Annotated in this window: 19 protein-coding genes; 12 read left to right on the top strand and 7 right to left on the bottom strand. The window is 37.1% G+C overall.

The features are described 5' to 3' along the window. Positions 1-8 precede the first annotated feature (8 nt). The 8 genes from WA249_RS10140 to WA249_RS10175 all read left to right on the top strand — a co-directional run bounded on the left by WA249_RS10140 (position 9) and on the right by WA249_RS10175 (position 12,020). Positions 9-1,487, top strand: a complete 1,479-nt coding sequence (locus WA249_RS10140; protein ID WP_336168433.1) for an aldehyde dehydrogenase family protein — start codon at positions 9-11, stop codon at positions 1,485-1,487. Between the two features lie 12 nt (positions 1,488-1,499). Continuing rightward, complete coding sequence (locus WA249_RS10145) at positions 1,500-2,522, top strand: proline racemase family protein (protein ID WP_336168435.1); 1,023 nt, start codon at positions 1,500-1,502, stop codon at positions 2,520-2,522. 35 nt (positions 2,523-2,557) lie between these two features. Further along, entirely contained in the window at positions 2,558-3,271 is a 714-nt protein-coding gene (locus tag WA249_RS10150; RefSeq protein ID WP_336168437.1) for a GntR family transcriptional regulator, read from the top strand. Positions 3,272-4,036: 765 nt separating this feature from the next. After that, entirely contained in the window at positions 4,037-5,545 is a 1,509-nt protein-coding gene (locus tag WA249_RS10155) for an alanine/glycine:cation symporter family protein (protein ID WP_336168439.1), read from the top strand. A gap of 107 nt (positions 5,546-5,652) precedes the next feature. Beyond that, positions 5,653-6,822 carry a hypothetical protein gene (locus WA249_RS10160; protein WP_304392648.1) on the top strand — a complete coding sequence of 390 codons (1,170 nt, stop codon included), beginning with the start codon at positions 5,653-5,655 and terminating at the stop codon, positions 6,820-6,822. A gap of 42 nt (positions 6,823-6,864) precedes the next feature. Then, complete coding sequence (locus WA249_RS10165) at positions 6,865-10,317, top strand: pyruvate carboxylase (RefSeq protein WP_336168443.1); 3,453 nt, start codon at positions 6,865-6,867, stop codon at positions 10,315-10,317. A 218-nt stretch (positions 10,318-10,535) separates the two neighbouring features. Next, on the top strand, positions 10,536-11,462 hold the full coding sequence (locus tag WA249_RS10170; RefSeq protein ID WP_336168444.1) for a LysR substrate-binding domain-containing protein: 927 nt from the start codon (positions 10,536-10,538) through the stop codon (positions 11,460-11,462). Positions 11,463-11,549: 87 nt separating this feature from the next. Further along, positions 11,550-12,020 carry a PaaI family thioesterase gene (locus WA249_RS10175; protein ID WP_336168446.1) on the top strand — a complete coding sequence of 157 codons (471 nt, stop codon included), beginning with the start codon at positions 11,550-11,552 and terminating at the stop codon, positions 12,018-12,020. Between the two features lie 39 nt (positions 12,021-12,059). Here WA249_RS10175 and WA249_RS10180 read toward each other — a convergent pair whose 3' ends face one another. Beyond that, the gene (locus tag WA249_RS10180) at positions 12,060-13,244 is read right to left on the bottom strand and encodes a YbfB/YjiJ family MFS transporter (RefSeq protein WP_304392644.1); all 1,185 of its coding nucleotides are present in this window, start codon (positions 13,242-13,244) and stop codon (positions 12,060-12,062) included. A gap of 108 nt (positions 13,245-13,352) precedes the next feature. On the opposite strand from WA249_RS10180, the gene WA249_RS10185 reads away from it, so the two are divergent. Next, positions 13,353-14,273 carry a LysR substrate-binding domain-containing protein gene (locus tag WA249_RS10185; RefSeq protein WP_336168449.1) on the top strand — a complete coding sequence of 307 codons (921 nt, stop codon included), beginning with the start codon at positions 13,353-13,355 and terminating at the stop codon, positions 14,271-14,273. A 49-nt stretch (positions 14,274-14,322) separates the two neighbouring features. On the opposite strand, the gene WA249_RS10190 is transcribed toward WA249_RS10185, so the two are convergent. The 6 genes from WA249_RS10190 to WA249_RS18960 are packed head-to-tail and all read right to left on the bottom strand — an operon-like array spanning position 14,323 to position 19,149. Continuing rightward, on the bottom strand, positions 14,323-15,510 hold the full coding sequence (locus tag WA249_RS10190) for an MFS transporter (protein ID WP_336168451.1): 1,188 nt from the start codon (positions 15,508-15,510) through the stop codon (positions 14,323-14,325). 60 nt (positions 15,511-15,570) lie between these two features. Beyond that, on the bottom strand, positions 15,571-16,584 hold the full coding sequence (locus tag WA249_RS10195; protein ID WP_336168453.1) for a zinc-binding dehydrogenase: 1,014 nt from the start codon (positions 16,582-16,584) through the stop codon (positions 15,571-15,573). A gap of 17 nt (positions 16,585-16,601) precedes the next feature. Continuing rightward, positions 16,602-17,693, bottom strand: coding sequence for a flavin monoamine oxidase family protein (locus tag WA249_RS10200; protein ID WP_336168454.1), 1,092 nt, complete (start codon positions 17,691-17,693; stop codon positions 16,602-16,604). After that, positions 17,694-18,359: a cupin domain-containing protein gene (locus WA249_RS10205; protein WP_336168456.1), complete on the bottom strand. Its 666-nt coding sequence runs from the start codon at positions 18,357-18,359 to the stop codon at positions 17,694-17,696. A 9-nt stretch (positions 18,360-18,368) separates the two neighbouring features. After that, on the bottom strand, positions 18,369-18,878 hold the full coding sequence (locus tag WA249_RS10210; RefSeq protein ID WP_336168457.1) for a DUF2938 domain-containing protein: 510 nt from the start codon (positions 18,876-18,878) through the stop codon (positions 18,369-18,371). Beyond that, positions 18,862-19,149 carry a DUF2798 domain-containing protein gene (locus WA249_RS18960; protein WP_442891964.1) on the bottom strand — a complete coding sequence of 96 codons (288 nt, stop codon included), beginning with the start codon at positions 19,147-19,149 and terminating at the stop codon, positions 18,862-18,864. The genes WA249_RS10210 and WA249_RS18960 overlap by 17 nt, the downstream gene beginning before the upstream one ends. A gap of 1,350 nt (positions 19,150-20,499) precedes the next feature. Here WA249_RS18960 and WA249_RS10215 point away from each other — a divergent pair. Genes WA249_RS10215 through WA249_RS10225 form a run of 3 tightly spaced genes read left to right on the top strand, consistent with a single transcriptional unit; the run spans position 20,500 to position 23,332 of the window. Further along, positions 20,500-20,886, top strand: a complete 387-nt coding sequence (locus WA249_RS10215; protein ID WP_304392637.1) for a RidA family protein — start codon at positions 20,500-20,502, stop codon at positions 20,884-20,886. 46 nt (positions 20,887-20,932) lie between these two features. Further along, on the top strand, positions 20,933-22,114 hold the full coding sequence (dpaL, locus tag WA249_RS10220; RefSeq protein ID WP_304392636.1) for a diaminopropionate ammonia-lyase: 1,182 nt from the start codon (positions 20,933-20,935) through the stop codon (positions 22,112-22,114). 54 nt (positions 22,115-22,168) lie between these two features. Next, a complete protein-coding gene (locus tag WA249_RS10225; RefSeq protein ID WP_336168461.1) occupies positions 22,169-23,332 on the top strand; it encodes a M20 aminoacylase family protein in 1,164 nt (387 codons plus the stop codon). Positions 23,333-23,430 lie beyond the last annotated feature (98 nt).

Here is a 23,430-nt window from a genome sequence, read left to right on the forward strand (position 1 = left end):
AAATAGATATGACTTACGATCAATTATATATCGATGGAAAATGGACTCCGACACGAAAAGGAAATACTTTCCAAAGTATCGATCCAAGTACTGAAGAGGTTATTGCTCATGTTGCTTGTGCTTCAGTAGAAGATGCCGAGCTTGCAGTTCGTGCAGCGCGAGAAGCATTTGATAATGGTTCATGGTCGAAATTATCAGGTAAAGAGAGAGCGCATTATCTAAGGGCAATTGCTCAAGAAATTCGAGATAATCTAAAAGAAATTTCGTCTTTAGAAGTTAAAGATAATGGTAAACCTTACCCAGAAGCTGAGTGGGATATCAGTGATGCTGCAGGTTGCTTCGATTTTTATGCAAATTTAGCTGAATCACTGGATGAAAATAGTGAAGAGAAAATAGAGCTGAGTGATGATCGCTTTAGTTGCGTAGCAACAAAAGAACCAGTAGGGGTGGCATGTGCAATTATTCCATGGAATTACCCACTATTAATGGCTGCATGGAAGGTAGCACCTGCATTGGCTGCAGGTTGTACAATGATTCTTAAGCCTGCTGAAGCAACCTCACTTACAGCTGTTGAATTAGGACGTATTGCTGAAAAAGTGGGTTTACCGAAAGGTGTTTTAAATATTTTGACTGGATATGGGCGAGAAATTGGTCCGTACTTAACAGAACATCCTGATATTGATAAAGTTGCATTTACTGGTAGTGTACCTGTAGGTAAACAAATTATGTTATCAGCGGCTTCAAATGTTAAAAATATTAGTTTGGAGCTAGGTGGAAAATCTGCATTTATCGTATTTGATGATAGTGATATTGAAGCTGCTGTTGAATGGATCATGTTTGGTATTTTCTGGAACCAAGGACAAGTTTGTTCAGCAACATCTCGAGTTTTGGTACAAGAAGGCATCTATCCAAAACTTATGGAAAGACTAGTAGAAGAGAGCCAAAAAATTAAAATTGGAAATGGTTTTGATGAAGGCGTGAAACTTGGTCCACTCGTTAACCAAAAACAATATCAAAATGTTGTGGATGCAATTCAGTGTGGTATTGAAGATAACATCACTCTTTTGAGTGGTGGAAAACCACCTAAAAATCTTACGAAAGGTTATTTTATAGAACCAACCATTTTTGCTGATGTTCCAGAAGATCACCCATTGTGGGCTGAAGAAATTTTTGGTCCAGTTGTGAGTATTCGTTCATTTAAAACTGAAGAAGAAGCAATCAAGTCTGCAAATAACTCTATATTTGGATTAGCTGGTGCAGTAATGTCGAAGGATTTAGAGCGCTGTAATCGTGTGGCTCGAAAACTAAGAGCTGGCATTATCTGGATTAATTGTTCTCAACCTACTTTTACCGAAGCTCCTTGGGGTGGTTATAAACAAAGTGGCATTGGCCGAGAGTTAGGAGTCTGGGGGCTTGAAAATTACCTAGAAGTTAAACAGATTACGAGTTACGACAGTCAAGAACCATGGGCTTGGTATATTCAATAAGGAAGTGATGACATGCGTTGGGAAAAAACGATTCAACTTGTAGATGTTCACTGTGAAGGTGAGGTTGGAAAAGTGATTACTGGAGGAGTATTAAATATCCCAGGTAAGAGCATGGTTGAAAAAGTTAATTACTTGAACGAGGTGGATGATAGTTTACGCCGCTTTGTTATCCAAGAACCTAGAGGATGTTTACAGATTTCTGTAAATTTATTGCTACCTCCTACAGTTCCCAACGCAGACGCTGCTTTTGCAATTTTTCAAGCAGATAAGACTCACCCAATGTCTGGTAGTAATTGTATTTGTGTGACAACTGCATTGCTTGAAATGGGTATGGTAAAAATGCAGGAACCAGTCACAAATGTTGTTTTAGATACAGCAGCCGGATTGGTTACTGCAAAGGCTCAGTGCAAAGATGGGCGCTGTGAAAGTGTTACCTTAGAAATGATGCCTGCATTTGTAGAACAGTTAGACGCTGAAATAGATGTCGAACCATTCGGGAAAATCAAATTCGATATCGCTTTTGGTGGTGTTTATTATGCACTTATTAATGTTGATCAAGTTAATCTAACGATTGTACCTGATAATGCTCGTAAATTAGCGACACTAGGTATCGAGCTTAGAAAGCTCATTAATCAACAGTTTAATGTTCAACATCCTATTTATTCTGATATTAATGAAATTGCATACGTTATGTTTAGAAATCGATTAGATGAAAAAACAGTTCAGACGTGTACAACTTTACCACCAGGCCGTGTAGATCGCTCTCCTTGTGGAACGGGCAGCTCGGCTAATTTGGCTACTTTAGCAAAACGTGGACTTGTTCAACCAGGGGATGAATTAATTTCACAATCAATTATTGGCGGACAGTTTAAAGTGAAGTATGCGAGTAATGTACAAATTGGTGATAAATCTGCGATTATTCCTAATATTACTGGCCGTGCATGGCTATATGGTATTCATCAACTTGGTATTGACCCAACAGACCCATTATCAGAAGGTTTTATGGTAAGTGATACATGGGGAGAAGGTATATAATTAAATTAAAGTTAGAATTGGATAAGGCCTAGCCTATGAATAGTTTAGTAAAAAAAGAAACAGACGGGGTAAAGAAGAGACATAATGGTAAATATGTCTATGATCAACTCCGTGAAGAAATCTTAACTTTAAAGCTAAGACCGAATACTCAACTTGACGAAATTTCACTTGCTGAAAGGTTTGAGGTTTCACGTTCGCCCGTTCGTGATGCACTTGCACGTCTTGTTGCTGAAGGTTTAGTAATGACTCTGCCGAATAGAACAACTATTGTTCGGCCGTTTAACTTACAAGATTTTTCAAAATATATTAGTGCATTAGACCTTCTACAGCGTGCTGTAACACGTTTGGCAGCAGCCAATTGTACTGAAGATGATATACAAAGAATTAAAGATGTTGATACTGTTTATGTGCAAGCAGCAAGAGAAGGTAACTATCAACTAATGCTTGAACAAAATAAACAATTACATCTTGAGATTGCTAAAGCAGGACGAAATCCATTCTTAATTGAATACTATGAGCGGCTATTAGAAGAGGGCCAACGACTATTCTATTTACATTTTGATCATCTAGCTAAATCGACTAGTTTTGATAATTTGGAAAGTGATCATTTAAGCCTAATAGAAGCGATAGCTAATAAAGAACTGGATAAAGCTGAAAGTGAGGCACATGCTCATACCTTGCTGTTTAGAGATCGTTTTATGGAACACATGAAAGAAAACTTAATTGATCAGATAAGCGTAGCAACTTAAAAAATAATCAGCAAATCTATCTAATAATTAAAACCAATAAAGATTGTTTTATGACGATCTTTATTGGTTTTTTTATTTAAAAAACATAAGTTTAATCAATATTTTTATTTGTTTATTTTTTATCTTTTTTCATTGACAAGTAATAAAGTTCGTTATATTTTTAATGTATGCAATATTGTACACAACTTAAAATGGATGAAAAACTAAGTTTGTACATATAGAAAGTTAGCTGTTGGGATGAGTCTAATAGTGAAATTTCAAAAGCATTTGATGCATTCAAGTATACATATCGATTTGAGATACAAAGCTTGGATTAGTCATAAAGGGAATAATTATGAGACAAAATCTACTACGTTTAAAAAGATCAATAGTAGGGATAGCTGGTTATACGACCAAACAAGACCTTCTGATTTTTTCAAATAAGAATTTATCTATATGTATGAAAGAGCAGATAAAGCGATTATTAAATTTAATAATCACTTTTAATTGGGTTCTTCATTCTTCAAACCAAGTAAGTACCTCTGCAAAAGTCTTAAGACTATTTTGTCATGGCCTAAATCTAGAAGAGTATTTCAGGAGCTAAAAAGAACAAGAAGGATATAGCGACTAGATAAGGAAGTTTTCAATTATGCCATTTTAGTTCTACTAAATAGTAATTATGGCATATAGATCAAATACATATACATGCATTATGTAGGGTTCTTGCGTCTTTAAAAAACTGAACCTTGCTTAATTCGTATAAGGAAATGGAATAAGGTAACGGAAATGGAACAATTAATACATACCATAGTGGGATATCTATGGAGCGATACGCTAGTTTATTTGGCGCTTGGTGTTGGAATTTATTTTACGTTTATTACTCGAGGCGTTCAATTTCGGTACTTTCGCGAAATGTTCCGTGTAATACGTGAGAAAAAAGAAGATAGTTCGGGAATATCGCCAAGACAAGCACTATTTATGGCATTAGCTGGACGTATTGGTGTTGGAAATATTGCAGGGGTAGCTTTAGCTGTTGGTATGGGCGGTCCAGGTGCAATTTTCTGGATGATTATAATGGGATTCCTTGCAGGTGCATTAGCTTTCAGTGAATCTACAGTAGCTCAGTTATATAAGTTTAAAGAAGGCGATCAATATTATGGTGGTGTTCACTATTATATTGATCGTGGATTAAAACTTAAGCCTTTTGCAGCTATAGCCGCAGTTGTATTAATTATTTCTTATACGGTTATGATGCCTGGTATTCAAATGAATACTATTGCAACTACCTTTAAATCTACATTCCATATCCCTCCATATATCTCTGGTATCGTGGTGACTATTGGGATCGGATTAATTATTTGGGGTGGGGTAAAAAGTATTGCTCGTGCAGCTGAGAAAATTGTACCGACCATGTCAGGTCTGTATGTTTTGGCTACAGTAGTTTTACTCTGTGCACATTATGATCAGATACCTGAAACATTTGCTTTAATTGTAAAAAGTGCATTTGGTATGGATGCAGTTTTTGGTGCGATTATTGGTCAAGCTGTAAATTGGGGTGTACGCCGTGCTGTCTTTGCAAGTGCTGCAGGTGCTGGCGAGTCAACATTTGCTTCTGCTGCCGCAATGACTTCCCACCCTGTTAAACAAGGTCTAATTCAAGCATTCTCTATTTTCTTCGAAACAGCATTAATTTTAACTAGCTCTGGGTTAATGATCTTAATTACCGGAATGTATAACGTTACACCTCCTGGTAGTACATCACCATTAGTTGAACATGTACCTGGAGTAGCAGCAGGTGCAGAATGGACTTCTATGGCACTCCAAACCGTATTTCATGATGCTGGTGCTTGGTTAATTTCTCTAGCAATTTTAGTTTTTGCTTTCACAACATTAATGACCTATTACTATATAGCTGAGTCAGGTATTGCTTACTTTGATCGTCAAAATAAGTATCCAATTTTTAAGACAATTGCAAAAATTGCTAGTCTTACCGCATTGTTCATGGGCAGTATTTCAAGTACCGAAACAATGTGGGCACTTGGTGACATCACTTTCGGTAGCATGGCGTATGTCAATCTAATTGCTTTAATTTTGTTAAGTAAACCATTATTGAAAGTATTAAAAGATTACGACAGACAACGCAAAGCTGGAAAAGATCCGGTGTTTGACCCGAGAGAAGTAGGTATTAAAAATGCGACTTATTGGGAAGAATATGCTGATCAGAAAAAAGCGTCCCTAATAACACCTTCTATTGAAAAATCAGTTTCTGTAAAAAAAACAGCAGCCATAAAATAGCTTAAATGCTTTCCCTACGTAGAGTTGAATAAGTCAAAAAACCCATCTCTCTTCTTTAAAAAGGAAATTAAAGAAGAGAATAATCTTGATATTAAAGGAAATATGAAATGTTAAAATGGAGAATCAATCTTCTTCTTGGCGGAGCTTTATCTACACTTTCACCACATCTTTTTGCAGACACATTAAAATTTGGTGATGCAAATACTGATTCCGGTGAAGTCTCAATTTCCGGTTGGTTACGGGCTAATATTCAAGATAAAGACTATTCTGATAATGAGCACAAACTAAAGTTTGATGCAGCAAAAATAGCAATTAAATATGATGCTAAGAATCTATTCGGAAACTTTGAATATCGTTGTTATCAATTCGATAAATTATGCGATTTTTCATCACTTGTTGATGCTAATTTAGGATACAAGTTCAATGAAAATAATAGAGTTACGTTAGGTGTTCAGGAAATACCTTTTGGTCCTGGGCGTGGCTGGTCTACAAGTTGGTATGGTGGTGTTTTAATTAATGCAGGTTTAGAAGATGTACATAATCTGGGGATTAGCTATTCAACAAAACCTTTTACGACTACCAAACTTGATGCAGCATTCTTCGCACGTGATGCGGGAAATTATACGGGTAATAGTAAAGATTCTTCCCGTTATTCAGCTAATTATGTTGATCCCGATAATGACAGTGACCCATATGTAAAAGAAAAAAATATGTTTATTGTGCGGTTACAACAAGACATTCCTGTATCTGCTTACCCAGATTTAAAGTTAAATGTAGGGTCGTCTTACTGGTATTCGGACATTGAAAATAAAGATAACTCTGAAACTGGTCACCGAAATGCTTGGGCTCTGTTTAGTAAGATAAATTATAAGAATGCAAATATTACGCTAACCGCAGGCAAAAATAAGGTTTCTAATCATGATGTTTTAGGTCGTGATTATTCCGTAATCGGTTCATTTGATAGTTCTTATAACTTAGCTAATGAAGGCGATTTTTATACCGCAGACATCAATTATGTTTTTAAGGATGTACTTTACGGTTGGTCTCTAACCCCATATGCAACATATAGTGCTTTGCGTAAAGACCCGAAAGATTTTAAAACTTCTACCCGAAATATTTTTGGTGTTCAGGTAGATAAAGGGCATTTTTCTGTCGCTGCAGAATATATGCTCGGGAAAAATGATCCGTTTATAGGCGGTAATGCAGACTCTTTCGCCCAAGGCGATGATCAAGGGTGGAGTAGATTATTGAATCTTTTATTTTTCTATAACTTCTAAAAAGTTATTACAAAAAGATTTTCAGGAAGATTTACAAATTCGATGGTTAAAGAAATGATTAAGCCTATTCAAAAATTACTGATTGCCAACCGTGGTGAAATCGCAATTCGAGTAATGCGTGCCGCTACAGAAATGGGCATCCGCACGGTTGCAATTTATGCAGAAGAAGATAAATTTGCCTTGCATCGCTTCAAGTCGGATGAGGCTTATCGGGTAGGCGCAGGCAAAAAGCCAATCGCGGCCTATCTGGATATTGAAGATATTATCCGTATTGCACTTGAGGCAGGCGTAGATGCCATCCATCCGGGCTATGGTTTCTTGTCTGAAAACCCTGAGTTTGCCGAGGCCTGTAGCCAAGCGGGAATCCGTTTTATCGGTCCAAAACCGGAAGTAATGCGTCAGTTAGGCAACAAGGTAATGGCACGTAACGTTGCAATGGTTGCATGTGTGCCTGTGGTTCCTGCCACATCGGCACTACCGGAACGCCTTGAAGACTGCCAATTACTAGCGGCTGAAGTGGGTTATCCACTTATGCTCAAAGCCAGCTGGGGTGGAGGTGGCCGTGGCATGCGTGTGGTTGAAAATGAAAATGAACTCGAAGATGCAATTACTGTTGCACGTCGTGAAGCCAAATCCGCATTTGGCAATGACGAAGTCTATCTAGAGAAACTCATTCGCCATGCACGCCATGTCGAAGTACAGATCTTGGGTGATACCCATGGCAATATTGTCCATCTGTTTGAACGGGATTGTACGGTACAACGACGTAACCAGAAGGTGGTCGAGCGTGCGCCAGCACCTTATTTATCTGAAATACAGCGCAGTAAAATCTGTGACGCAGCTTTAAGACTGGCTCGTGCGGTAGATTACACCCATGCGGGTACGGTTGAATTTTTAATGGATGCCGAAACAGAGGACTTTTACTTTATTGAAGTTAACCCGCGCATTCAGGTTGAACATACGGTTACTGAAGAAATTACGGGCATTGATATTGTTAAGGCACAAATTCGGGTGACTGAAGGAGCTGCAGTTGGAGATGGTAGTAGTTTTATTCCACCACAAGATCAGATCAAATTATTAGGTCATGCACTGCAATGCCGACTCACCACAGAAGATCCTAAAAATGGCTTTATGCCAGACTATGGGCGTCTAACAGCATTTCGTAGTGCAACCGGTTTTGGGGTACGGGTAGACAGTGGTACTGCCTATACCGGTGCAGTCATTACGCCATATTATGATTCCTTACTCGCTAAAGTCACGGTTCGCGGTGCAAGTGGTGATGAAGCCAATGCCCGTATGCTGCGAGCGTTACAGGAGTTTCGTATCCGCGGCGTCTCAAATAATCTGGCATTTCTTGAAAATGTAGTAACTCATCCTTTATTTACACAAGGCACCTGTACCACCCGATTTATTGATACCACGCCTGAATTATTTAACCTTAAACCTAAACAGGACCGTGCGACTAAGTTACTAGAGTTTTTAGGCGACATTACTGTCAATGGACAACCCGAACTCAAAGGGCGTTCACTTCCTGAAACGGTACCTGCTCCGGCACAGTTACCGATATTTAACTTAAACCAGCCCCTTCCTAGTGGAACCCGAGACCAGTTTAAGTTGCTGGGTGCAGAAGGTTTCGCAAACTGGATGCTAGACCAAAAGCGTGTATTGGTCACTGATACCACTATGCGTGATGCCCATCAGTCCTTATTTGCAACCCGAATGCGTACCGCAGATATGCTGGCGATTGCACCTTATTATTCTCATATGGCCAGTGAGCTGTTTTCACTGGAATGTTGGGGCGGGGCAACCTTTGATGTGTCGATGCGCTTTTTAAAAGAAGACCCCTGGGAGCGTCTGGCTCAACTGCGTGAAGCTGTGCCAAACATTTTATTCCAAATGCTACTTCGCTCATCCAATGCAGTGGGATATACCAACTATCCAGATAATGTCGTCCGTCACTTTATTGGACAGGCTGCGCAAGGTGGGATCGACCTGTTCCGTGTATTTGACTCACTTAATGCGGTCGATAACATGCGGGTTGCCATTGATGCAGTTCGAGAGTCAGGCATGCTGTGTGAAACAGCAATCTGCTATACCAGTGATATTTTTGATAACAACCGCAGATATAACCTCAACTACTATGTTGATATGGCAAAGCAACTGCAAAAAGCAGGGGCTAACATTCTCGCCATTAAGGATATGGCCGGTATTTGTAAGCCAGCTGCAGCGCGTGAGCTGATCAAGGCATTGAAAGAAGAAACAGGATTGCCGATTCATTTTCACACCCATGATACCAGCGGTATAGCCGCGGCCAGCATTTTGTCTGCCATCGATGTTGGTGTTGATGCAGTTGATACGGCCATGGATGCCATGAGTGGACTCACGTCACAACCGAGTATGGGCTCAGTGGTTGCATCCTTACAAAATACCGAGCGTGATACAGGACTCAACCCGAATAACCTGCAACAGCTTTCTACTTACTGGGAAGGTGTACGTCATATCTATGCACCATTTGAGGCAGATATGCGTGCGGGTACAGCCGATGTCTATCACCATGAAATGCCGGGTGGGCAATATACCAACTTACGTGAACAGGCTCGCTCCCTAGGCATTGAAGAACGCTGGTCTGAAGTTTCCGATGCCTATGCACAAGTCAACTTATTGTTTGGCGACATTGTGAAAGTTACCCCAACGTCAAAAGTGGTGGGTGACATGGCTTTATATATGGTGTCGAATAATCTTAATTCAGAAGATATTGAAAACCCGAAACTTGAGATTGATTTCCCTGAGTCGGTGGTTTCCCTGTTTAAAGGTGAGTTAGGCACACCGGCACATGGTTTTCCAAAAGAATTACAGCACAAGGTGTTAAAGGGTGCAGCTCCACTCCTTGATCGCCCAGGAGCAGTGATGCCACCAGTCGATTTGGCAGGTGAAAAAGCAATGCTTAAAAATATGTTCGGGAAAGAACTTACCGAACAGGAGCTGGCATCATATCTGATGTATCCAAAGGTCTTTACCGACTTTATGAAACACAAACAGAAATATGGCACGGTATCAAGTATTCCATCTTCAGCCTTCTTTTATGGTTTAAAAGAGCAAAGTCCAGTTGAAATTGAGCTTGAACGAGGCAAGACACTAGAAATAAAATTGCTGGGCCGTTCAGAAGCCAAAGATGGTGTGATTGATCTATTTGTAGAGCTGAATGGTCAGTTACGTCTGGTTCAGATTAAACAGGCAAGCCAAAAAGAAGTAACTACTCATCCGAAGGCAGACCCGACAAATCCGAAACATATCGGTGCTTCAATGCCAGGGATGATTAGTACAGTACCTGTGAAATTGGGTCAGTCAGTCAAGAAGGGTGAAACCTTATTTACCATTGAAGCGATGAAGATGGAGCTTGCCATTAAAGCTGATCAGGACTGTGTGGTTCAGGAAGTTTTAATGAGTGCAGGTAAGCAAGTTAGAAATATGGATCTAGTTTTGACGTTAAGTTAAAGTGAATATATTAAATTCTTATGGTATGAAATTTTATACATATTTGAAATTATTCATTTAATCTCACCTTAAGACAATTTGTTTTTCATTTAACAAATTGTCTTATTTGTATAAAGTTGAAAGTAAATAACTAAAAAGTAATATATCTATAGACGAGACTTTTTAATAATTAAAATAATATATAGTATATTAGTTATTGAAATAAAATCTTTATCTGTATGAATAAGCCGATTTACTTAAATGCTCTAAAAGCTTTTGAAGCAAGTGCAAGATATAAAAGTTTCTCTGAAGCAGCTCAAGAATTAAATGTTACTCCAGCTGCAGTAGGGCAATTAGTAAGGGCATTAGAGGAATATTTAGGTTTTCCTTTATTCTATAGACAATCAAAAGGAAAAAATAGATTAATTACTACTGAAGTGGCTGAAATAGCATTGCCAGATATACAGTCTGGTTTTGATAAATTAGCTATTGGATTAGAAAAATTAAAATTAGGTAGTTCTACTGGTGTTTTAACTGTTACAGTTAGCCCTGCATTTGCTACAAAATGGTTACTGCCAAGAATAGATCAGTTTCAGAATAAATGGCCTGATTTAAATGTACGGTTAGATATGAATCTTAAAACTATAGATTTTTTAGCCAATAAAATTGATATAGGTATAAGATATGGAGAGGGATGTTGGGCTGATTTAGATGCAATCAAAATTATGGATGAAGAGGTTTATCCAGTATGTTCACCTAGCTTTTTACGGAACAGAGATTCAAAAATTTGTTTAGAAGATCTATTAACAGAAATCCTGATTCATGATCAATCAATGGAAGCTCATTCTAAATTCCCTACATGGGAAAAATGGTTAGAAGCAGCTGGGTTTAGTTCATTTCAAAATAAACGCAATATACAAATAAATAATTCTGCTGCTGTTTTACAGACAACTATGGATGGACATGGGATCGCATTAGCACGTAGTGTTATGGTACAGGATGATATCCGTTCTGGTAGATTAATAAGACTTTTTCCAAATATAAATTATCAATCGCCATTATCTTACTATATTGTTTATCGACATGAATTATCTAATTTACCTAGAATATTAGCTTTTAAAGAATGGATGATTCAAGAAAGTTACAATTTTAGCAGTTTAAATTAATGACCTAGTATTTAAATGGTTAAAGCTATATATTAAAATTTAGTCTTAATTAAATATAATTAAGACTAATTAATAGTAGGTAATATTATGCAAGGAAAAGCATTTCAGGATCTCTATCCTGAGGAATATAGTCATTGTTTTGGATGCGGCCGTAATAATAAACATGGGCATCATCTAAAAAGCTTTTGGAGTGACGATATGAATACTACCATTGCTAAAATAACACCATCTAATATTTATACTGGAGGTGTACCAGACCATCTTTATGGTGGGCTCATTGCCTCTCTGCTAGATTGCCATGGTGCAGCTTCAGCTGCAGCCTTCAAAAGTTTAACTATCGGTAATAAATTTGATGGGTCAGAACCATTAGTTAGATTTGTAACTGGTAGTTTAACAGTTAATTTTGAGAAACCAACACCTACAGAATGCGAATTAACAGTAACAGCAAAATTAATCTCAATAGAAAATAGGAAAGTAAAGGTTGAGCTCGCTTTATTAGCAAATGACTTAGTATGTGCCACGGGTGAGATGTTAGCTATTCAGCTAAAAGATATTTAAGAAGAGAAAAAGCTATTAATAAATAGCTTTTTTATAGATTTATAAGATTTTTTGAGGCGAAATATAGGAGTTTGATGCACGAGTAAACCACATTAATTGTATAGTACCCATAAGTAACACAATTGATGCCAGTATAAATTGTTGATTATATTCAAACCCAAATTTTTGTAAAAAACTAAAACAAATTCCACCAATTAATTGGATTGAAGCAAAACACAAGGTCGCTACACTCCAAAGCTTTTTATAGGAAAGACCATATAATTGTAGAATTGTATAAGAAGTTAAAAATACAACTGCTGGATTAAGTAACCCAGTTAGGAAGGAAGATAAAAAAGCGAATAACTGATTATAGCTAAATATAGCTATAAATATAGCTAAAATATAAAAGCTATATAAAATTTTCAGTGCAATAAAATTTCCAAGCTTTCTGGCTAGAAGATAAGCAATATAAGCACCCAGCGCACTTCCAGTGCCATAAAGAATCCAGTTTATATTTACTAGTATTAATTTTATTTTTAATTCATGACTTAAATAATCAATCCAAAACAATGAGTGAGGTATATATGCAAATGCACTCGAACTATATGCTATAAGTAAGCTATAAAACAGAGTCCCAATTTTTGTAGGATTAGCATCTATCTGAGCCTTTTCAGTTAGTTGATGTTTAAAAATCTGTAATAAATAGCTCAGAGCAATACATATTATAAGTGCAAAAGTACTCAGAATAAGCCATGCAGTTTGAATAGAAATACGATCTAAATAAGGTAAAAATAGAGTTGCTAATAAAACTCCAATACCTATTCCACTAAAGCCAATGAAATTAATTCTAAAGCGATCTTGGGGCGCGGAACATTGTGCGATAACACTTGGAGATAAGATCATTAATAAGCCACCACTAACACCTGAAAGTACGCGCCAGCAGATATACCATAATTCATCAAAATTTGAGAAAGCACAGCAGATTAGACTTATCATTCCACAAATAGCTGCACCTTGAATAACATTACTCATTATCTTTGTTTGTGGTAAACGCATTGCTAGAAGGGCTCCCACCAAATAGCCCAATAAGTTAGCGCTACTTAATACACTTGCAAATTCATGGCTCCAACCAAATGCTTCTCGTGTAGATGGGAGAAGAGCGGTATATGAAAATCTTAGGATACCGATACCTAAGCACATACTAAGACAGAGAAAGATACTTAGCTTGGTTCGATATGATTGCATTTTCTACTAATGTCCATTCCTTTATAAATCATCGATATTTTTTATATATTTAGGATATTGATCAAATGATTTATACTTTAATTCATTTAAAGAAAAACTTTAACGAAAATGGATATTCCAAAACATCTAAATGCGCTTAAAGCTTTCGAGGCAAGTGCGAGGCATCAAAGTTTCTCAGGGGCAGCCCAAGAATTAAACGTTACTTCTGCTGCAGTTGGCCAATCTGTCCGCTCTTTAGAGGAGTTGTTAGGAATAACTTTGTTTTATCGGCAATCAAGTGGAAAAAAGCGATTAAAGTTAACTGAGCTTGCAGAACAGATATTACCTGATATTCAAACTGGATTTGACTATCTTAGTAAAGCAGTGAATAAGGCAAAGGTAAGTAGTGCAAAACAAAAGTTAACAGTAGCTATTAGCCCAACATTTGCAAGTAAGTGGCTATTACCACGGATTCATAGTTTTCAGCAGGCATATCCAGAAATAGAAATTAATTTTGATACTGACCTAAAGCCAGTTGATTTTAGTAGTCACGGTATTGATATTGCAGTGAGATATGGAACTGGCTATTGGTCAGGCTTAGTGGCAGAAAAATTGATGGAAGAAGAAATTTTTCCTGTTTGTTCGCCTGATTTTTATCAGAATTATCAATCTCAATTAAAAGACATTAAAAAATTATTAGATCTACCTCTAATACATTGTTTATCAATGGATAATAATTCGGGTTTTATTACTTGGGATAAATGGCTTAAATCAAATCATATTACGAGTGAAAATAATCAAAGTGGTTTTAAAATAAACAATTCTGCTGGGGTATTGCAATTGGCTATAGAAGGGCATGGTATTGCATTAGGACGGAGCGTAATTGCTTGTGATGATTTAAAAAAAGGAAATCTAATGCGTCTTTATCCTGAAATATCCTGTATTTCACCGTTAGCTTATTATATTGTTTATCGTGAAGAAAGTTGTACATTGTCTAAGTTAACCGCATTTAAAGAATGGTTGGTTCAGGAAACGAAAGAAAGACAATAATTTGATAAAAGTACTAAGAGTAGTACTTTTATCTATATTATGCATTTTGCTATATCGTTTTTCTAGACTGTTTTGAATGTAGCCAGATAAGAGAAATTGCGGCTACTACCAACCAAGGTACTAATGCGATATTCATTGCTTTCCAGCCGAATAAATCGAGTAACGCACCTGCGCTAAAAGAACAAATTAAGCCTACAATAAAAACAGTCATGTCGTTAATGGCTTGGGCCTTAGCTTTTTCAGCCGCTGTATAAGTTCCTGTGAGTAAAGACGTGCTGCCAATAAATAAAAAATTCCATCCGACGCCTAATAAAATTAAAGAAATAGCAAAAGATGCGAACTGAATACCTGAGAGGGAAAAACCAATGTAACAAGCAAATAATATAAGACCGGCAAACATGATTTTAAGTACACCAAATCGGGCGATTAAATTTCCAGTAAAGAATGAGGGTAGGAACATACCAAGCACATGAAGCTGAATGACAGTTGTAATCGTGCCTAGTTCATGGTGTGAATGTCGCATGGCAATTGGCGTGGCGGTCATACCTAAAATCATGATGCCATAACCTGTAACTGCACCAAACAGAGCAACTAGATAGGTCGGTTGGAAGACAATCTGTTGCCATGGGCGACCAGCAGTAAAATCGGACTTTTGCTCAACTCTATCGGCAATATACAGGTTAGATAAAATCCCCATTGCTACCAGTGAGATGATACTAATAATTAAAAATGAACCGATATATTCTAAATGCTGGAATAAAGGCCCACCGAAGCGCGCTAAAGTTGGGCCAATGAGAGCTGCAACAATTCCACCTGCCATCACCCAAGAAATAGCGCGTGAGCGGAACGCATCATCTGCTACTTCACTGGCAGCAAAACGGTAAAACTGCGCAAAGGATTGATAAGATCCAACACATAGTGTGCCTAAAGCTAAAAGCATGAGTGAGCTATAAAAAATACCAATAGAGGCAATAATGCCACCAAGTACACCTAAGGCTGCGCCGCAAAGAAAACCACTACGTCTCCCTACACGTGCCATGAGCATTGAGGCTGGGAACATCATTAAAGCCGTACCCAAAAACATAGAAGCGATGGGCAGTGTTGCAAGTGTTGGTGTGTTTGCAATATTGGCCCCAGCCAGACCACCAATAGTCATGACCATAACAGAAACGGTTTGGAAAAGTGATTGCGAGCTCGCTAAAATGAGAACTTGGCGGTGCATGGTGTTTTGAAGCATAAAAAGCCTGTGCGGTACTGAATTTTTGAAGTTAAGAAAGAAACGTTTTTCGAAATAGTTCTACATGGTTAGCACAATTCGAAATTGAGCTTGCCCTGATTTCATTTTTAAATAAGCTTCCTCAACTTGCTCTAACGGGTAAGTTTTAACCATGGCACGTGTATTAGTTAATACACTGAAATCAAGGGTTCTTTCTATTTCATAAGGTGTCCCTGTGATTGCCCCCTCAACACTACGTTCTCCTCCAACTAAAGCTGGGGCGGGGATAGTGAGTGGTTCTTTACCGACGCCAACAATCATTAACTTTCCATGTGGAGCAAGGCCTGCAAATAAGTTAGATGTTATTTCACCATTAGTAATTGTTGATAAAATAACTTGTGCTTTACCTAAATGTTGTAGTTTTTCGACAGCATTTTCTAAATCGGTATTGATGTAGAGATGCGCTCCTAATTTTGTTGATTGTTCGGCAATATCTTGCCCACGACCAATAGCAACAACTTTAAACCCCATTTTTTTTGCATATTGAATAGCTAAATGGCCTAATCCACCGATACCAAATATAGCGACGAGATCACCTGCTTGTGCACCTGATTTTTTAAGTGCATTGAAGGTCGCAATACCTGCACAAAGTAAGGGGGCTGCTTCGACCGAACTTAATTCATCAGGAATGGCAACTAAACCAGTTTCTTTGGCAATCATCATTTCTGCATAACCCCCATCATGGGTACTGCCCATAATAGGTTGTTGATTACACAAATTAAATAATCCCTGACGACATTCAGAACATTGATTACAATGTCCACCTAATCGACCAACTCCTACACGCTGGCCAATTTCCCACGAACCCAAAGTATGTTTTGGAAGAGCAATAATACGACCAACAACCTCATGTCCCGGAACACGTGGAAAAAAGTCCGGATTAATATTCTCTACCGTCATCATATCTGCGCCACAGATTCCACAGGCTTCTAAGGCAAGTAAAACCTCACCTGTTCGAGGTACTGGAATAGGTCGCTCAACGAGTTCTAGTAATCCAGTTTGACTTGCTTGTGCTGCTGTATATGTCGTTTTCATGTTTTAAATCCTGATCTCTAAATATATTGATTATTCTTAAAAAGATACTGAATGCCTACTTTCGTAGCATCGACAGCACCCGCAAGGTAACCTGAATGGTGTTTTGACCATTCACTTGCAATTCCGATAATCTGGTTATCCCAGATTGAGGTAGTCGGTGTTATATCTGGTGAGAAAGCGTGTATTGAGGCTGGGTTCATCCAGTCTGCTTCTGTTGCTGTAAATGAATCTGTTGACCAATCTTTAAGCAATTCCAGTTCTGGTTTGTTTGCTTGACTTCCAAAGAGTCGAATAAGCTGTGCTTGGCAGTGAACAATGAGATCTTTTTCATCAATTTTTTGTCGTGCTGTAGATGGAACACCTAAGAAACCAAATAATGCTGCTTGATCATTGGGTATAGATGCATCATGAATTTCAACCATAGGCCCAATAGAGCTACGAACCTGACCAGATAAACCTTGTTGTTTCCAAAATGGTTCGGGGTAAATGGCAAGATATTTGGCATGGGGGGCCATCCATGTTGCAGTTTTTTGCCATTGCTGTGAAATATACTGGGGAAGTTCAGGGGTAAATTTTATTTTCTGTATGGCTAAACGAGGTGGGATAGCCAATAAAATGGAGTGTGCCTGATAAGTGATTTTTTGCTCTGCATGATCTTGGGCAGTCATTTCAATCTCATGCGGTTTGTGGCAAATAAGATCGGTGACTTGTTGTGCCATCTTGATTTTATTAGCAGGAATTTTTTGCTTTAAAGCTTGAATAAGATGATCCATTCCATTTTTAAGTCGAATAGATGGAGTAGACCAAATATGATTTGATAATCGTACGGGAGGCGTTGCTTGGCTTTGCTCAATGATTACATCGCCATTTGCAGCTTGTTCAACAACAGGCAAATCTAATTCATTCACTAATCGCCTTAACTGTGGATTCATTTCAGGCCAAATCCATGTTGCCCCCAAATCAAAGCCATGTGAACTAAAGATGCGACCACCTAGGCGATCTCTAGCCTCTAATAAAAGGTAGTCGGAGAAATTAGCCTGCTCTAATAAATAAGCAGCATATAACCCACTTAGCCCAGCACCAATAATAATAATTTTTGACTTAATCATTTAAAGGCTGCCTTTCAGATGCTCTTTTTTTATATAGAGTGTTGCACCGGTAAAGCCTGCATAGAATTTGAGGTGAGTTTTAGGAGGGAGCCGTATCCAAGTTCCTGCTTCATATGTCATATGTTCATGACATAATTGACCATTAATAATGAGAATTTCGAATCCTTTATCAGATGTTGCTTCAAAGCTTTGCTTAATATGGAGTCTTTCTAAATAAGTATGCTCATAAATTGTGGAAATTAATGGACAAATCAGACGATTCTTAATCGTTTTCCATTGTTTAGGATCATTTGTATTAATACGTAAAGGTTCTGTTTCTGACATTGGGAGTTGCATTAATTTAACGAAAATTAAAGCACCATCTTGACCACTTGAAGGTGTATGAAAGGAGCCATGGGGATTACGTAGATACCATCCTGCTGGATAATGCTGAAGATTATTTTCAGTAAATACACCTGACAGCACGAAAATCTCTTCACCTTGGGGGTGTTGATGTTCTGGAAATGCTGTTTGTGGGGCATATCGAACTAAGCTTGTTGCTCGAGCAGTTTCATCACCAATGCGGTCAAACATAACTCGTTCAACCTCACCACCAGGAGATTTTACCCAATGATAATCTTGTGATCGGATAATAGCGATTTGCGAGAAATCAGCATTAATTAACATTGTAGCTGCTCAACCAATATGAAGATTCGTAAGAAAAGCACTGATAAACATGCCTAGCCCAAAGATAGAATGTCCAATAAAACTAAAAAATCTGGTTTTTGCTGGATGAAGAGTATTTGATCCTGCTATACCAGCACCCATACCAGGCATCATCACAAAGAAGGGTGCAATTATTAGTATCCATGAGATTAAAAGAGGAGGAAGAATTGTTGGTTGCGTAAACCAATATGTTCCTTCAAAACTTATGAGTATAAGAACGTAAACAATACCAATGATGTAATGGGCTAACCAACCCAGGGCTTTTTCAAAAGGGATTGGACGAGCATTTACTAATTTTTTTTGTATAAATTGGCCAGATGGTAAATGCCCCAGCCAGCGGCCAACCATTGCCCAATTCGTGATAGATACATGAAACAACCTATTTAGGAGCAAAGCCCATAAATCTAAAATAAATGTAGCGCCTATACCAATGAATAGAGTTTTATAGATTAGATATACTGTTTCAGATATTGGAGGCATCTTTCTGTACTCTGATTCTACGGGGGGTCACGAATAGCAGGCTAAATTTTTTAGCCAAAGGTAATACAACCAAAGCCGTTGGAAATGCCACCATCCAAGAATAAAGCCATGTCGGTAACCATATGCCGATTAACGCTGTATTTAGTCCTATACTTTTGATAACGCTAATGATTGATATGACCCCACTCATAATGAAAGTTAAGAAAAAGGGGACGAGTAGGTTTAATGCTTGGGGAGGCAGTTTGGGAATATTGAAAAAAATTTTACTCATCTAATCCACCACTAGATACGAATATTAGAAGCTGGTCCAGACTGATTAGATATATGAACTTTTAATGTAATCACTAAATAAGACATAAAGGGAAAACCTTGTTATTAAAAAAAAATGAAATTTAGAACATGTGTATTTTTATTTTTGAGTTTTTTTTATTACTTAACAAATCAGATTAACTTTCATGGGTTGAAAGAAAATCTTTATTGAAAGATGCTTCTTATAAAAAGCCATAAAATTAACAATTCATAATGAGAGAATGTATAAAGAATCTAAGAAAAACTTAAAGACTAGAGAAAATTAATACAAAATAATTGATTGGGTTATCAAAATTTTCAAGGCTTATAGAAGGTCGAATAAGTCTTTGCTGAATGGCCATATCCTGAAAGATGGATATCCCAACATTCCACTAAATAATTGAAGATATGGTAATAATTAAAGTTTTAGTATTAGCGTCTCTAGTTGCTTTTAGCGGAATTTATAAATAATTTAAGAACTAATTGATTATTGTGAAGTTTAAGAAGTAGGAGTCATGCATATGTCTTAATAAATTGAACAAAATAGAATGCTAAGCAGGTGGTAAGATGCAGCAGTGGATTGACTTCATCTAAGAATATCATCCCCAAATATTTGTGAGAAATTATGACTAGAAGCAGCTATGTTACATATGTAAAGCACGAGTTATAAACCTAATGAAAGTTGTGGCGTTTGTTAAGTAGATAAATTCTTTATCATATCTCTTTGAATTATTTATTAATTTTTATAAACCCAATTGGTAAATTGGAGTAGAATTATGATAACTATCAATATTTTCTCAATAGTCATATGTTGAAATTGATAAATCCATAAGAAATTTAATTTCTCTAAATGAGTTTAAAAGTAAATTTAATTCATTAAAAAGCCCCAAAAAACATAAAAAAAATGTATTTAAGTAAATCTCGTTCAAGTTCTTTGACTTTATTGATTACTCATTACATTCTAGATCTACAACAAATAATTATGTTGTTGTGACGTTGTGTATATTTCTTAAGTAACTTATTAGTAATAATTACTAAGCCAAAGAGATTATACATAATCATATTATTTAATTTTCCATATTTATAGTTTCTATTTTATTGATTCGATATTTAATTATTCTTGAATCATGTAAATAACTAGTAATGAAGTTAATAAAACCTAAATAGTTTTATAAAATACTACTTCAATAACTAAATTTAAGCTGTAGAGAAATGGAATTTTAAATTTACAGTTATATTTACCATCATTAATTATAAATTTAAATATTACGAATTAAATGGTTATAAGTTAGTTCGTTATTTAAAATGATGATGTAGTTCAATGAGGACTAAAATGAAACAGATTATATGTACGAAGAATGCACCAGAAGCAATCGGTCCATATTCACAAGGTATTGGATTTCAAAATTTAATCTTTACCTCAGGGCAATTACCTTTAATTCCGGAAACAATGAAATTTCCAGAAGGGGGTATTCGTGAGCAAACATATCAATCATTACTCAATGTTAAAAGTATTTTAGAGGCTCAAGGTTCTTCACTTGAATACGTGATCAAAACAACATGCTTTTTAGCAGATATGGCTGATTTTTCAGAATTCAATGAAGTATATCTAGAGTTTTTCGGAACAAATAATTCACCTGCACGCTCATGTGTTGAAGCTGCTCGATTACCTAAAGATGCACTTGTCGAAATTGAAGTTATCGCTTTTAAGCCTTCATAAGGCTACGAGCCATTTTTTTCATAGGATTTAAAGAGCAAGATAGAGCATGTTTAGTATTAGTAATAACGAATTGTATTCAGGAAAGAGTAGCCCACTTTTTAATAAGGAGATAGCCAGTCAAGTTCGTAATCTACACCGAAAAATCGAAGGATATGATCCCACTCCTTTAGTTTCATTAGAATATTTAGCTAAAAAATTAGGCTTAAAAAATATTTTAGTAAAGGATGAATCGAAACGCTTTGGCTTAAATGCCTTTAAAGTTCTCGGTGGTTCATATGCTTTAGCTAAACTGCTTGCTGAAAAGTTAAATATTGATATGAATCATTTTGATTTGAAAAATATTAAAACTTTATTGAAAGAAACTGTTGTATTTACGACTGCCACAGCCGGAAATCATGGAACCGGTGTTGCCTGGGCTGCAAGAGAAATGGGGCAAAAAGCGGTTGTATTCATGCCTAAAGGTTCTGCAAAAGCAAGTGTAGAAAGAATCAGAGCTTTAGGCGCTGATTGTATTGTCACAGATGTAAATTATGATGACACCGTTCGTTTAGCTAACAAGACAGCACAGGAAAATGGATGGCTTCTTGTGCAGGACACTGCGTGGGATGGTTATGAGACGATTCCGACATGGATTTCTCAAGGTTATATGACTATGGCTGATGAGGCTGTAGAACAACTCAATGAATTTAAAGATTTAGTACCTACCCATATTATGCTTCAAGCAGGTGTAGGGGCGATGGCTGGTGGAATTCTAGGGTATTTGGTTGATGCGCTTGGTGTCCAAAATTTTAAAGCTATTGTTTCGGAACCTGTTACTGCCGATTGTGTTTATCAATCTGCACAAGATAAATCTGGACAGCTTATTGCAGTTGATGGTGACTTAAATTCAATTATGGCTGGTTTAGCTTGTGGCGAGGTCAATCCAATTACATGGCCGATCTTAAAAGATTGTACGTTTGCTTTTGCGAAGGTCGAAGATTCTATAGCTGCGACTGGAATGAGAATTTTAGGTAATCCATTAAAGGGTGATGACCCCATAACGAGTGGTCCTTCTGGTGCAATTAATCTAGGTTTACTTTATGCACTTAGTAACAGCCCAGAGCAGGCGGATCTAAAAGAAAGTCTAGGTTTAAATGAAGAATCAGTTGTACTGATTTTTAGTACGGAAGGTGACACAAACACAGATCTATATAGAAAAGTGGTGTGGGAAGGATGTTATCCCTACTAACTACAAGGTTATTTAATCAAATATAGAGATATTGTGGATAGACAAGGAATTTAGATGAGTTTAATAAGTTTTGAAGAACAGTTACACCGTTGGAGACACGAGCTTCATTCTAATCCTGAAACGGGTTTTGAAGAAATTACTACAGCGGAATATATTGCTCAACAACTAAAAAACATGGGTTTAGATGTTCATACCGGAATTGGTGGAACAGGTATAGTCGCGAACTTAACAGTGGGCAATAATCCTACTGTTATTGGCCTACGTGCTGATATGGATGCATTGAATATTACTGAAACAACCGGTAAATCTTATTGCTCTAAAAATCATGGAAAAATGCATGCTTGTGGCCACGATGGTCATATGAGCATGCTGCTGGGTGCTGCTAAATTATTAACTGAAAATCGTGATTTTAATGGAACGGTTAGGTTTGTTTTTCAGCCCGCAGAAGAACATGGCCGCGGTGCTAAAGCTATGATGAGTGAGGGATTATTAGAGCGCTTTCCAATCGATGAATTTTATGGTGTCCATAATTGGCCAGGCTTACCAGCGGGTAGTATCTGTACTCGAGTAGGTGGGATTATGGCAAGTGAGGATAATTTCACTATTAAAATTAAAGGTAAAGGAACACATGCAGCTCGACCTCATATGGGCAAAGACCCGTTAGTGATTGCAGCTGAGATTATCTTAGCTCTCCAGACTATTATTTCACGTAATCTTGATCCAAGTGTTCCTGCAGTGATTTCTTGTACAGAAATTCATACTGATGGCATTCGTAACGCAATTCCTAGCAATGTTGTTATTACAGGAGATACGCGTAGTTACTCTCCAGATGTACAGACAATGTTAGAAAATAGAATGCGTACCATTTGTGAAAGCATTTGTAAAATGCATGACGCCGAATGTGAATTCGAATATACACATGAATTTTCTCCAACCGTGAATCATGCAACTTGCGTTAATACTGCTGTTAACGCGGCAATTAATATCGTGGGTGAATCAAAAGTAGATGCAAATGTTCAAGCTATGATGGCTTCAGAAGACTTTGGAGCATTTATAGAGAAAGTACCAGGTTGTTTCGCTTTTATTGGAAATGGTGTTGAAGAAGATGGAAAGGGATTTATTCCTCTTCATAACTCTAACTATGACATTAACGACGATATATTAAGCGTTGGTGCCCAATATTTTGCTGAAATTATCAGAACTCGTTTGCCTTTATAAAAGGAAGAAATACTAAAAAGCGTATTTCTAATGATTTAACAGAAGGAACTGTTATGTCCATTTAATGCAGAATAACGTTAAATAAACTTAATTATAAA

Source organism: Acinetobacter sp. 161(2023) (assembly GCF_037027805.1).
Classification (GTDB): Bacteria; Pseudomonadota; Gammaproteobacteria; order Pseudomonadales; family Moraxellaceae; genus Acinetobacter.